Source organism: Nocardia sp. NPDC003979, from assembly GCF_053605015.1.
In genome coordinates, this window is record NZ_JBSGIJ010000010.1 from 263,074 (window position 1) to 275,704 (window position 12,631).

Here is a 12,631-nt window from a genome sequence, read left to right on the forward strand (position 1 = left end):
GGCGGCATCCAGGTCGGAAAGGCGGAAACATGAAGATCGCGATGGTGTCCGAACACGCCAGCCCGCTCGCCACCTTGGGTGGCGTCGACGCCGGCGGGCAGAACGTGCACGTCGCGGAGTTGTCCGCAGCCCTGTGCCGGCAGGGTCACGACGTCACGGTGTACACGCGGCGCGAGAGCGCGCGGGTACCCCACACTGTCACCACCGCGCCCGGTTATCGCGTGGTGCACGTTCCGGCGGGACCCGCGCATCCCCTGCCGAAGGACGAACTTCTGCCCTATATGCCGGAATTCGGAAATTTCCTGAGCGCGCGGTGGCGCGACGACTGTCCCGATGTGGTGCACGCCCATTTCTGGATGTCGGGTCTGGCCGCCCTGGCCGCGGTTCGCGACACCGATATCCCGGTGGTACAGACTTTTCACGCACTGGGTGTCGTGAAACGTCGGTATCAGGGCAATGCCGACACCAGCCCGCCCGACCGGCTGCGGCTGGAACAGCAGGTGGCCGAGCAGGCAGACCGAATCATCGCCACCTGCACTGACGAAGTGTTCGAACTCGCTCGAATGGGTGTTCCGCGCCACCGGACGTCGGTGGTTCCCTGCGGCGTGGACCTCCACCAGTTCTCCCCCGAGGGCCCGAAAGCCGCGAGGACAGCCGAACACCGCCTCATCAGTGTGGGGCGACTCGTGCCGCGAAAGGGTTTCGACATCGCCGTCACCGCCCTCGCCGAGCTGGCCGGGACCGAACTGGTACTGGTCGGCGGACCGGACGGCCGACTGGCCGACGACCCGGAAGCGCAGCGGCTGCTGCGGTTGGCCGACGATCTCGGCGTCGGCGACCGGCTGCACATGCTCGGCCAGGTGCCTCGAACGCAGGTGGCTCCCCTGTTGCGTTCGGCCGATGTCGCGGTGTGCACACCGTGGTACGAGCCGTTCGGCATCACCCCCCTCGAGGCCATGGCGTGCGGTGTTCCTGTCGTGGCCGCCGCGGTCGGCGGTCTCATCGACACCGTCGTCGACGGCGGCACCGGCACGCTGGTTCCCCCGCGTGATCCCTCCGGATTGGCAGCGGCGATCCGCGAACTGATCGACGCGCCCGCCCTCCGGCGCCGGTACGGTGCGGCCGGGCACGAGCGCGTCCATACGCGGTATTCGTGGGACCGGGTCGCGGTGGAGACGCTGCGCGCCTATCGCCGGACCGCGGGCGGACGCGTCGCCGACGAGCGAAAGCAAGCACAGTGAGTACCGCCGCGACGCGCGCGTTGGTCACCGGCGGTTGTGGTTTCGTCGGATCCCATCTGTGCGAGCAACTCCTCGCGGCGGACACCGACGTCGTCGCCGTCGACAACTTCGCCACCTCCACCCCCGAGAATGTGGCGGGGCTACTGCATCGGCCGGGCTTCGAACTGCTCCAGCACGACGTCACCGAGCCGTTGCCCGATATCGGCTCCTTCGACGTCGTCTACCATCTCGCGTCGGCCGCCTCGCCGCCGGACTACCTGCGGTTACCGATCGAGACGCTGCGCGCCGGCTCGCTTGGCACGACCAACGTCCTGGAACTGGCCGAGCGGGATCACGCGCGTTTCGTACTCGCGTCCACGAGCGAGGTCTACGGCGATCCCGCAGTGCATCCTCAGCCCGAGAGCTATTGGGGCAACGTCAATTCCATCGGTCCGCGCAGCGTGTACGACGAAGCCAAGCGGTACGCCGAGGCGTTGACGATGGCGTACCGCCGCGAGCGCGGGGTCGACACCGGCATCGCCCGGATCTTCAACACCTACGGCCCACGCATGCGTGCAGACGACGGCCGGGTGGTGCCGACGTTCATCGCGCGGGCGTTGGCGAACGCACCGCTGACCGTGGCGGGCACCGGTGAGCAGACCCGTTCGCTGTGTTACGTCGAGGACACCGTGCTCGGGTTGCGCGCATTGGCCAGCTCCGATCATCCCGGACCGATCAACATCGGTAATCCGCACGAGTTGTCCGTGCGGGCGCTCGCCGAAGAGATCCGCATCGCCACCGACAGCTCGTCGACGCTGGAATACATCGACGAGGCGGTCGACGATCCGAAGCGGCGTTGCCCGGACATCTCGCTGGCACAACGCGAATTGGGCTGGCAGCCGATGATCACCCGGACCGAGGGGCTGCGCCGCACGATCGAGTGGTTCGCCCGGCAGCGATGCGTGGCGCGGACGGTTTAGCCCCGACTTACCCGGGTAGCGCGTACGCAGGTAGCGGCGGGAGGCGCAACCTCCTGTCGCCTCGATGAGAAAGGCGAGCCGTTGCGCATTCTCGGAATCAACGCAGTGTTCCACGACCCCGCCGCGGCGCTGATCGTGGACGGCGAAATCGTCTCGGCGGCGGAAGAGGAACGATTCAGCCGCCGCAAACACGGTAAGAGGCCAGTGCCGTTCTCGACGTGGGAGCTGCCCGAGCAGTCGGCCGCGTGGTGCTTGGCGCAGGCGGGCATCCGTCCCGATCAGCTCGACGCGGTGGGCTACTCCTACGATCCGGGGCTGGTCGATCATTCGCTCGACGGTCTCGACCAGCAGAGCGAGCAGACCCGAACGGATTACGCCCGCCGCGCGCCCGCCTTTCTGCGCGCCGCACTACCCGGTCTGGATCCATCGATCGTCCGCTTCGTCCGTCATCACGTCGCGCACGCTGCGTCGACAGCGCTGGCGGCGCCGCTGGGTGATTCGGCGGTGTTGGTCGCCGACGGACGCGGGGAGAGCACGTCCTATCTGGCCGGGGAATACCGGGACGGCAAATTCGTGGAACTGGCGTCGCAGCGACTGCCGCATTCGCTGGGGTTGATGTACGAGGATCTCACCCAGCACCTCGGATTCGAGCGTTCCAGCGACGAGTACAAGGTCATGGCCCTGGCCTCCTATGGCGAGCCGCGATTTCTCGACCGGTTCCGGGAACTGCTGTACACCACCGGCGACGGCGGATTCCGCACCGAACCGGTGCCGTGGGAGAGCTTCGCACCGGCCGGGCACGGCGGTGACTTCGGCAGCGAGCACGCCGACCTGACCGCAAGCGTCCAGCGCCGGTTGGAGGACGTGCTGCTCGAGCTGATCACGTGGCTGCATCAGCAAACGGGTCAACGCAACCTCACGCTGGCAGGCGGTATCGCCTTGAACTGTGTGGCCAATACGCGCCTGCACGACGAAGGACCGTTCGACAACGTCTGGGTTCAGCCGGCTGCGGGCGACGCGGGCACCGCGCTGGGCGCGGCATTGCAACTGGCCGCGGAGTTCGGTGAGCCCGTCACCCCGATGCGGGGTGCCGACCTCGGCCGTGAATGGAGCGACGCCGAACTCGAATCCATTCTGCGTGCGGCGAAGGTCCGCTACACCCGCTCGGACGATGTGGCGGCCGATGTGGCGCAAGCCCTGGCCGACGACGGCATCGTCGCCTGGTTCCAGGGCCGTGCCGAATTCGGCCCGCGTGCGCTCGGGCACCGCTCGCTGCTGGCCCACCCCGGTCGGGCCGCGAACCTCGAGCGTCTCAACGATGTGAAGGGCCGTGAGCAGTTCCGGCCGGTGGCCCCGATGGTGCTCGCGGATCGAGCGCCCGAGATCTTTTCGCGTGGGCCGCTGCCCAGTCCCTACATGTTGTTCGTCCACGATGTCGCCGCCGACTGGCGCGACCGGATTCCGGCGGTCACCCACGTCGACGGCACCGCCCGGGTGCAGACGGTCGACCCCGCCGAGAATGCGCTACTTGCCCGGATGCTCTCGGAATTCGACAAGCGCACCGGTGTGCCCGTCGTGGTCAATACGAGCCTCAACACCGCGGGCAGACCGATGGTCGATTCCCCCCGCGACGCGCTCGAATGCTTCGGTTCCGCGCCGATCGACCTGCTCGCCATCGGCCCGTTCCTGGTGTGGCGCCGATGAATTCACCCATCGACTACAGCATCGTCATCCCGACCACAGGCCGCGAGAGCCTGCGGGTATTGCTGCGCGCGCTCGCTGCCGCCACCGGTCCGCCGCCCAGGGAGATCATCGTCGTCGACGATCGCCCGGACGGCGGAGAACTTCCCCTGGTGGACACCTCGCCGCAGGTGCGGGTGCTCCACTCCGGTGGTCGCGGACCGGCGGCGGCGAGAAATGTGGGCTGGCGGCACGCATCGGGTACCTGGGTGGCCTTCCTCGACGACGATGTCGTCACCACACCCGATTGGCCCCACCGCTTGGCCGAGGATCTCGCGGATCTCGATGAGACGACGGCCGCTTCCACCGCGCACATCGAGGTGCCGCTGCCGACCGATCGCGAACCGACCGACGAGGAACGGGGAACGGCGGGCTTGACCGTCGCGCGCTGGATCACCGCCGACATGGCCTACCGCAGAGCGGTGCTACTCGCGGTCGACGGTTTCGACGAACGCTTTCCCCGTGCCTTTCGCGAAGACGCCGATCTGGCGATGCGGGTGTGCCTGGCCGGCTACCGGATCGCCCAGGGTGAGCGGGTCACCACCCATCCGACGCGCAGGTCGGGGCCGATGGCCAGTGTTCGAGCCCAACGGGGAAATTTCGACAACGCGTTGATGCGGCGAAAGTTCGGCCCTCGGTGGCGGCAGCGGATCGGCGAAAGACCCGGCATGCTCGGCCGCCACGCGTTCACCACCGCGCTGGGCGCGGCCGCCGTTGGTTCTGGCGTGGCGGGCCGTCAGCGCTGGGCTCTCGGTTTCGCGGCGGCATGGGCGGCGCTGACGACCGAATTCGCCGCGCGCCGAATCGTGCAGGGTCCTCGAACCGCAGGTGAGATCGGGCGAATGGTGGTGACCAGTGCGCTGATCCCGCCTGCCGCATGCTGGTATCGGTTCCGCGGCGAAATGCGGCATCGCAACGCGACGCCCCCCTCACCGCAGGCCCCGCTGTTCGACGGGGACGACACCGTCATCGGGGACGTTCCCGACCTCGCCGATCCGTCGACGGTCTCGGTGGCAGAAGAACTCACCGCCGGAAGTGAGTCCGCGAACAGGAGGTAGGCCGTGAACGAGGATCATTTCGCCGTCTTGTCCAGCGCGTTGGAGCGGAACCGTTCCTTGGCACCGGGACTTCGCAGGTGGGGTCGCGAACTGGCCGCGGTATTCGACAACGGCGGCAGACTGCTGGCCTGTGGCAACGGCGGCAGCGCCGCCGAAGCCCAGCATCTGACCGCGGAACTGGTCGGGCGCTTCCGCAACGAACGACGACCGCTCTCGGCGATCCCGCTGCACGCCGACACCTCCGCGGGCACCGCGATCGTGAACGATTACGGCGAGGCCGAACTGTTCGCGCGTCAGGTCCGGGCACACGGCAGGACCGGAGACGTGCTCGTGCTGCTGTCCACCAGTGGAACCAGCCAGAACGTGGTCGCGGCGGCCAAGGCCGCGCAGGAGATAGGCGTCACCACCTGGGCGATGACCGGCCCCGCGCCCAATCCCCTCGCCGCGCTCTGCGACGACGCGCTGCCGGTCGACGCGCCGAGCACAGCCACCGTGCAGGAGGTTCATCTGGTCATGGTGCACGCGCTGTGCGAGTCGCTCGACGAAGCACTGGGAGTCCCGACATGAGGCCCGTGGTCGTGGTCGGCGCGAGCTCGCAGTGGTACCCACGGCGCACGACCGAAGCGGGGTCGTGGCCTTGACCGGCACGATTCTCGTGCTCCGCGCGCTCGGCCTCGGCGACCTGCTGACGATCGTGCCCGCCCTGCGTGGGCTGCGGACCGCGTACCCCGACGATCGCGTGGTACTCGCCGCGCCGGAACCCCTGCGCCCCTTGGTCGACCTGATCGACGCGGTCGACGAGTTGCTACCGACTCCAGGCTTGGGCGCCCTGCGGTGGAGCGGCACACCACCCAGGATGGCGGTGAACCTGCACGGCAGCGGGCCGCAGAGCATTCGGGACCTGGCGGCGGTGCGCCCCGCCACGATGCTGACTCATCGGCACCCGGATTTTCCCGAAATCCCCGGGCCGCGGTGGTCCGCGGAACTGCACGAGGTGCAGCGGTGGTGCCGGCTGCTGGCGTACGCGCGTATCGACACCGATCCGCGGGCGCTTGCGCTGCCCAAGCCGGAGATCGCCGCCGCGGAGTCGAACGTGATCGTGATCCATCCCGGCGCGGCGTCGAACGCGCGACGGTGGCCCGCTGAATATTTCGCGACGGTGGCCCGGGAGCTCAGCGCCGATGGTCATCGAGTGGTGGTGACCGGTTCGGCGAATGAAGTCTCGTTGGCGACCGCGGTCGCACGCGATGCGGGACTCCCGCCCGCCGCGGTGTACGCCGGCCGTACCGACTTGGCCGAACTCGCCGCGATCGTCGCCGACGCGGCTCTGGTGGTCTGCGGCGACACCGGTGTCGGTCATCTCGCCACCGCCTTCGGCACACCGTCGGTCCTGCTGTTCGGACCGACCCCACCGCGTGTGTGGGGGCCACCCCCCGACGCGCGCAGCCACATCACGCTCTGGGCTGGTGTAGTCGGCGATCCACATGCCGACCGACCCGATCCCGGACTGCTCTCCATCACACCGCAACAAGTGCTTTCGACCGCGGCGAGACTGATCGGACAGGAGGCGCGCCATGGGTAACCGCGTGGGTGTGGTCGGTGCGGGCTATGTCGGCCTCACCAGTGCCGCATGCCTGGCACATCTGGGCCATCATGTGACCTGTCTGGACAACGACGAGACCAAGGTCGAGGCCCTACGCGCGGGCACCGTCACGATTGTCGAGCCGGGCCTACCCGAACTGGTCCGTGAAGGACTCGCCGAGGACCGCTTGACCTTCACTTCGGACCCGCAGTCACTGGCCGAGTCGGAAGTGGTCATGCTGTGCCTGCCCACACCCATGGGCACCGACGGCACAGCGGATCTCAGCATTCTCGAGGACGCGCTGGTGACCCTGAGTCCGATCCTGTCCCCGGGGTGCGTGCTCGTCACCAAGTCCACCGTCCCCGTCGGCACCGCCACGCGCATCCCCGCACTGACCGGCCACCGGCATCCGGTCGTCAGCAATCCGGAATTCCTGCGCGAGGGTTACGCCGTGCACGACTTCCTGCACCCCGACCGCGTCGTCGTCGGTGCGGATGAGCCGGATCACGAGGCGGCCGAGCACGTCGCCGGCCTCTACGAGGGGACGGATGCGCCGGTCCTGCGATCCGACACGGCCAGCGCCGAACTCGCCAAGTACGCCAGCAACGCGTTTCTCGCCGTCAAACTCTCCTTCGTCAACACCGTGGCCGAACTGTGCGAACACGTCGACGCCGACATCTCGAAGGTCACCGACGCGATGGGCAAGGACGCGCGTATCGGGCCGTCGTTCCTCGCACCCGGACCCGGTTGGGGCGGTTCGTGTCTGCCGAAGGACACCCGCGCCCTCTTGGCGGTAGCGCAGGCCTCCGGTGTGGACTTCGCCATCGTCCGCGACGCTGTGCGTGCCAACGACCACCAGCGCGCGATGGTCTTGCGCAAGGTCCGTCGCGCTGTCACCGGTACGGTCGACGGCTCCCTCGCGGGTATGCGGATCGGGGTGTTCGGGCTCGCGTTCAAAGCCGGCACGGGCGACCTACGCGACTCCCCCGCCGTGGCCATCGCTCGTCAGCTCGCCCACCACGACGCCCTCGTGACGGCATACGACCCCTGCGTGCCGCAATCCGGCGCACACGACCTCGCGGCGGGCCCCGATGCGATCCAGGTCGTCGACGACCCCTACCTCGCCGCGAAGGACGCCAACGCGATCCTCATCCTCACCGAGTGGCCCGAGTTCCGAACGCTCGACTGGAAGAAGATCGCCGACGCCGTCGAACACCCCGTCATCGTGGACACCCGCAACCTGCTCGATGAACAACTACTGGACGGCACAGGGTTCACGGTGGCGGGCATCGGGTCATCCGTCCCCGCCGGATTCAGGGACCAGTCGAAGTAACCGGGGTAGGTGCGGCGCCCTTGCGGCTTTCGTCCTGAGCGCGATGAAGAACGGCGGGGCCCGCCGATCAGCGCACCCGGATATCGGGGCCGTCAGGCAGTGACCGAGGTTCTAGTTCACGACGAAATCCCGTTCACCCATCGCATGTCACACTTGCCTGCCTTACGTCGTCAACCAGGCAGCAACCTGAGACCACAGCAACAGCAAGCGAGGACATGGCAATGGGTATCGAGGAATTGCGTAGTGCGGTCCGTGGACGTGTGCTGCTGCCCGGTGACGCGGGATTCGAGCAGGCGGTTCAGCCGTGGAATCTTGCGGTGGCGCAGCCGGTTTCGGGCGTCGTCGCTATCGCCGACGCCCACGACGCCGCCGACTTGGTGAAGTTCGCACGCAGCACGAACCGGCAACTAGTCACCCAAACAACCGGGCACGGCGCGACCGGCGGAATCGAAGACGCGATCCTCATCCGCACCGGCGCCCTGAACCGTCTCGAGATCGAGCCCGAGCGCCGCACGGCCAGGGTCGGTACCGGCGTGCAATGGGGTGCCGTCCAAGCCGCCGCCGCCACGCAGGGACTGACCGGCCTGGCCGGTAGCAATCCCGTCGTCGGCGTCACCGGCTACACCCTCGGCGGCGGATTCGGCTGGCTCGCACGCAAATACGGCTGGGCCGCCGACGCGGTGCGTGCCTTCGAGATCGTCGACGCCGACGGCCGCTGCGCTCGGATCACCGCCGAAACCGACCCGCAGCTGTTCTGGGCACTGCGCGGCGGCGGCGGCGATTTCGCGATCGTCACCGAGATCGAGTTCGACCTGTTCCCGCTGCCGCGACTGTACGGCGGCCGCGTGATGTGGCCCGCCGACCGCACCCGCGCGGTGTTCGACCTGTTCACCGAGCTCACCACGGACGCACCGCCCGAACTGTCGCTCTGGTTGCAGCGCTACCAGATCCCCGGCGCCGCTCCGACCGTCGCGATCGACTTCGCCTACCTCGGCGAGCCGGACGAAGGCCGAGCGCTGACCGCCCGGCTCGACAGCATCGAGGGAATCCTCGCCGACACCCGAGGCACGTTGACCCCCGCCCAGATCGGCCGGATCACCGCCGAACCCACCGATCCCAGCCCCTCGCTGTCGCGCGGTGAACTGCTCACCGATCTCGACGACGCGGTGGTCAAAACCCTCATCGAGGCTCCGGTCGCGCCGCTGCTCAACATCCAACTCCGCGGCCTCGGCGGCGCCCTCGCCGAACCCCGGCCCGAAGGTGGCGCCCGCGGGCCCGTCACCGAGCCGTACGCGCTCTACATGCTCGGCCTCGGCCTTCCGCACCTGCTCGACGACATCCAGGCCAGGTTCACCGAAATCCTCGGCGCCCTCGGCCCCCATATCACCGGCTCCAAGCCCTACACCTTCCTCGCCCCCGGCGAGACGGCTTCAGCAGCCTTCGACCCGGAAACCCTTGCGCGCCTACGACAGATCAAAACCACCCGCGATCCGCACAACACCATCCGAGCCTCACTCCACCACTGAAATCCGAGGCTCTGAGAATCCGCAGGCGTCGTGGATTCTCCGAGGTCGTCGTGATCGACAGCCGCGAGGTCCGAATTCGCCACGATCGGCGCGGGGCCGCCCGGTGCAGAGGGCTTGCCGCGGCAGACTCACGAAAAGTGGCCGTCACCGGATCGGTTGAGCCAAGCCATGATTCACGTCATGAGTCGGTGCCGGTGTCGCTGTCCTTGCGGAGTCGCGCCCAGTGGCGGAGTCGTTCGGTGATCGCTGCCTCGTATCCGCCGGTGGTCGGCTCGTAGAAGGTCTGCCGTGGCATGCCGTCGGGGAAGTAGTTCGCCCCGGAGAAGCCGGTCTCGGTGTCGGGGTCGTACTGGTAGTTCTTCCCGTAACCGAGGTCTTTCATGAGCCGGGTCGGGGCGTTGAGAATGTGCGCCGGTGGCATCAAGGAGCCGGTCCGTTTCGCCGCCGCGCGGGCTTTGCCGAAGGCGCGGTACACCCCGATCGACTTCGGCGCGGTCGCCAGATAGAGCACCGCCTGCGCGATCGCGAGTTCGCCTTCGGGTGAGCCGAGCCGTTCGTACACATCCCATGCGGCGAGGGCCTGCTGCACCGCGGCGGGATCGGCGAGGCCGATGTCCTCGGTGGCGAATCGGGTGATGCGGCGGGCGATGAACAACGGGTCCTCGCCACCGTCGAGCATCCGCGCCAACCAGTACAGCGCCGCATCGGGGTCGGAGCCGCGCATCGATTTGTGGAGCGCGGAGATGAGGTTGTAGTGGCCTTCCTGCGACTTGTCGTACAGCGGTGCCCGTTTCTGCACCGCGGCGGCGAGGGCGAGCGAGTCGACGGGTGCGGGCAATGCCTGCACCTGCTCGATCATGTTCAGCAAGTACCGGCCGTCCCCGTCCGCCATCGCGACGAGCGCCTGCCGGGCGTCCTCGTCGAGTGGCAGCGGTCCGAGCAGGGTTTCGGCCCGACCGATGAGTGCGCGCAGGGCGGTGGCGTCGAGACGTCTCAGGACGAATACCTGACAGCGTGACAGCAATGCGCCGTTGAGTTCGAAGCTGGGGTTCTCCGTGGTCGCGCCGACGAGGACGATCGTGCCGTCCTCGACGTAGGGCAGAAACGAGTCCTGCTGCGCACGGTTGAAGCGGTGGATCTCGTCGACGAACAGCAGCGTGCCCTGTCCGACCTCTTTCCGTCGCTGTGCCGCGTGGAACACCTTCCGCAGATCCGCGACACCGGAGAACGTCGCCGACAACGGTTCGAAGGTGAGGTCGGTCCGTTCGGCGAGGAGCCGGGCGATGGTGGTCTTCCCACAGCCGGGCGGGCCCCACAGGATCATCGACGCCAACCGGTGCGCGGCGACCATCCGGCCGATCGGGGCGTCCTCGGCCAGCAGATGGTCCTGACCGACGACATCGGTCAGGGTCCGAGGCCGCAACCGGTCCGCCAAAGGGCGGGAAGCGTCGTCGGCCTCGAACAGCGACGGCGGCTGTTCACTCACGATTTCTTCCCTGGGTCCACATCGAGGTGCGGGGTGAACGGCCGCCCGTGGCCGACGTGGGCGAGCGCCCCCGCGGTCTCGCGGGCGACCTGCTGAAGCTGCTCCCCCGAGAGGGTCATCGCTCTGCCTTTCCGAAGCTACCGGTCGTCATCGACATCTCGCGTTGTCGCACAATAGCGGTGTCGCCGAAACCGCGTCCCGCCCCGGGGGTGCCTTGTGAAGAACGGGATTTCGTGAGCTCCGCTGTCTTTCTGGTACTGATCGTGTTGATTCCGGCGGTGATGCTCGCTGTGCCGTGGTGGGCGCTGATCGCTGCCCCTACCGAACGCAGTGGTCCGCTGTACCGGGTCGGCACTGTGGCTTTCGTCGCCGGGTACATCTGCCTGCCGGCCGCGCTGATCCTCGGGCACGGGCCGCCGCAGATCGACTCGGCAGCGATCGTCGGGGACGTCCTGCTCGGGGTGGTGTGGGTGCTGTTCAGCTGGTCGGTGATCGGGCTGGTGGTCGGTGGTGGGCTGCGGATGGTCGGTGCACGGGGAGTTCGTGCGAGTCGAGTTGTCGCGCTCGCCGTGGTGGTGGTGTCGGTGGTGCTGACCGGGTACGGCGTTTACGAGGCGCGGCGGGTGCCGCAGGTGCGCACCGTCGACGTCGCGATACCGGGGCTGGCGCCGGGCCTCGACGGATTGCGGGTGGTGGTGCTCACCGACACCCATTTCGCCGCGCTCGATCGGGAGGGCTGGTCGCGACGGGTGGTCGAGGAAGTCAACGCGCAGCGACCCGACATCGTGGGACTGGCGGGTGACCTCGTCGACGGCTCGGTGGACGAACGGCGCCATCAGGTTGCTCCGCTCGCCGGGGTGCGGGCGCCGCTGGGGCGGTTCTACATCACCGGCAATCACGAGTACCTCGGCGACGCCCAGTCGTGGCTGGACTACATGACCTCGATCGGGTGGCAGCCGCTGCACAACGCGCACCGGACCGTCGAACGCGACGGGGACAGGTTGACCGTAGCCGGGATCGACGATCCCACGGGCGACGATGTGCCAGGCCACGGCCCTGATCTCGCGGGCGCGCTCGCGGGCACCGACCCGGGGTTGCCGGTGGTTCTGTTCGCACATCAGCCCAGTCAGGTCGCCGACAGTTCGGCGGCGGGGGTGGAACTGCAGATCTCCGGACACACCCACGGCGGTCAGATCTGGCCTTTCCATTACCTGGTCCGACTCGACCAGCCGGTCGTCTCCGGTTTGAGCAGCCACGCGAACGGCACCCAGCTCTACACCAGCCGTGGTACCGGGTACTGGGGGCCGCCGATGCGAGTGTTCGCGCCCAGCGAGATCACTGTGCTGGTCCTGCATCCGCAGAGGTGAAGGGGCGACAGCTCCCGAGCCGCCGCTGAGGACGCGGCGTTCGATTCTCACCGAGGACGATCACACAGGCTTCGTCGGACACCGCGCCGAGCAGAACACGCTTGCCTTTCAGTAGCAGCGCAGTGGAGGCGCACCGGGAACACCGTCGGCGGGGTGCACAGGTTCGCCGAGCGCGGCGGCGATCGTCTCCCGACGGCCGTCGTAGCGATGCGCGACACCGAGGCGCGCCAGCAGGGTATGCACCCGGTCCGCGTCCCACTGCACCTTCTGGTCGTCCAACCGGTGCAGGTAATACCGGAACACGTCGAAGTCTTCGACGATGATGTCGGTCTTCTCCGG

The 12,631-nt window shown here is 68.2% G+C and carries 12 protein-coding genes; 9 read left to right on the forward strand and 3 right to left on the reverse strand.

From position 1 onward, the window contains the following. Window positions 1-29: 29 nt before the first annotated feature. From ACWEVR_RS22110 to ACWEVR_RS22145, 8 genes are all read left to right on the forward strand, one after another. Window positions 30-1,241: a glycosyltransferase gene (locus ACWEVR_RS22110; RefSeq protein WP_452468513.1), complete on the forward strand. Its 1,212-nt coding sequence runs from the start codon at window positions 30-32 to the stop codon at window positions 1,239-1,241. Continuing rightward, complete coding sequence (locus ACWEVR_RS22115; protein WP_452468514.1) at window positions 1,238-2,200, forward strand: UDP-glucuronic acid decarboxylase family protein; 963 nt, start codon at window positions 1,238-1,240, stop codon at window positions 2,198-2,200. The genes ACWEVR_RS22110 and ACWEVR_RS22115 overlap by 4 nt, the downstream gene beginning before the upstream one ends. A gap of 81 nt (window positions 2,201-2,281) precedes the next feature. After that, window positions 2,282-3,904 (forward strand): carbamoyltransferase family protein, encoded by a 1,623-nt coding sequence (locus ACWEVR_RS22120; RefSeq protein WP_452468515.1) that lies wholly within the window; start codon window positions 2,282-2,284, stop codon window positions 3,902-3,904. After that, the gene (locus tag ACWEVR_RS22125; protein WP_452468516.1) at window positions 3,901-4,998 is read left to right on the forward strand and encodes a glycosyltransferase family 2 protein; all 1,098 of its coding nucleotides are present in this window, start codon (window positions 3,901-3,903) and stop codon (window positions 4,996-4,998) included. Before ACWEVR_RS22120 ends, ACWEVR_RS22125 begins: the two co-directional genes overlap by 4 nt. Window positions 4,999-5,001: 3 nt before the next feature. After that, on the forward strand, window positions 5,002-5,565 hold the full coding sequence (locus ACWEVR_RS22130) for a D-sedoheptulose-7-phosphate isomerase (RefSeq protein ID WP_452468517.1): 564 nt from the start codon (window positions 5,002-5,004) through the stop codon (window positions 5,563-5,565). Between the two features lie 64 nt (window positions 5,566-5,629). Next, window positions 5,630-6,580, forward strand: a complete 951-nt coding sequence (locus ACWEVR_RS22135) for a glycosyltransferase family 9 protein (RefSeq protein WP_452468518.1) — start codon at window positions 5,630-5,632, stop codon at window positions 6,578-6,580. Continuing rightward, on the forward strand, window positions 6,573-7,913 hold the full coding sequence (locus ACWEVR_RS22140) for a UDP-glucose dehydrogenase family protein (protein WP_452468519.1): 1,341 nt from the start codon (window positions 6,573-6,575) through the stop codon (window positions 7,911-7,913). The genes ACWEVR_RS22135 and ACWEVR_RS22140 overlap by 8 nt, the downstream gene beginning before the upstream one ends. Before the next feature lie 221 nt (window positions 7,914-8,134). Continuing rightward, window positions 8,135-9,439 (forward strand): FAD-binding oxidoreductase, encoded by a 1,305-nt coding sequence (locus tag ACWEVR_RS22145; protein WP_452468520.1) that lies wholly within the window; start codon window positions 8,135-8,137, stop codon window positions 9,437-9,439. Window positions 9,440-9,617: 178 nt separating this feature from the next. Here the strand turns inward: ACWEVR_RS22145 and ACWEVR_RS22150 are convergent, their stop codons facing one another. Together ACWEVR_RS22150 and ACWEVR_RS22155 are read right to left on the reverse strand one after the other, a co-directional pair. Continuing rightward, window positions 9,618-10,925 (reverse strand): replication-associated recombination protein A, encoded by a 1,308-nt coding sequence (locus tag ACWEVR_RS22150; RefSeq protein WP_452468521.1) that lies wholly within the window; start codon window positions 10,923-10,925, stop codon window positions 9,618-9,620. Further along, on the reverse strand, window positions 10,922-11,044 hold the full coding sequence (locus ACWEVR_RS22155; protein ID WP_281201975.1) for a hypothetical protein: 123 nt from the start codon (window positions 11,042-11,044) through the stop codon (window positions 10,922-10,924). The genes ACWEVR_RS22150 and ACWEVR_RS22155 overlap by 4 nt, the downstream gene beginning before the upstream one ends. A 114-nt stretch (window positions 11,045-11,158) precedes the next feature. Between ACWEVR_RS22155 and ACWEVR_RS22160 the strand changes: the two genes are divergently transcribed. Continuing rightward, window positions 11,159-12,292, forward strand: a complete 1,134-nt coding sequence (locus tag ACWEVR_RS22160; protein ID WP_452468522.1) for a metallophosphoesterase — start codon at window positions 11,159-11,161, stop codon at window positions 12,290-12,292. A gap of 108 nt (window positions 12,293-12,400) precedes the next feature. On the opposite strand, the gene ACWEVR_RS22165 is transcribed toward ACWEVR_RS22160, so the two are convergent. Next, on the reverse strand, window positions 12,401-12,631 hold a 231-nt coding region (locus ACWEVR_RS22165; protein WP_452468523.1), incomplete at its 5' end, for a hypothetical protein.

Bases quoted from the DNA above. Each gene is read 5' to 3' on its own strand.
- ACWEVR_RS22110 (WP_452468513.1), top strand. From the start codon at position 30: ATGAAGATCGCGATGGTGTCCGAACACGCCAGCCCGCTCGCCACCTTG.
- ACWEVR_RS22125 (WP_452468516.1), top strand. From the start codon at position 3,901: ATGAATTCACCCATCGACTACAGCATCGTCATCCCGACCACAGGCCGC.
- ACWEVR_RS22140 (WP_452468519.1), top strand. From the start codon at position 6,573: ATGGGTAACCGCGTGGGTGTGGTCGGTGCGGGCTATGTCGGCCTCACC.
- ACWEVR_RS22145 (WP_452468520.1), top strand. From the start codon at position 8,135: ATGGGTATCGAGGAATTGCGTAGTGCGGTCCGTGGACGTGTGCTGCTG.
- ACWEVR_RS22155 (WP_281201975.1), bottom strand. From the start codon at position 11,044: ATGACCCTCTCGGGGGAGCAGCTTCAGCAGGTCGCCCGCGAGACCGCG.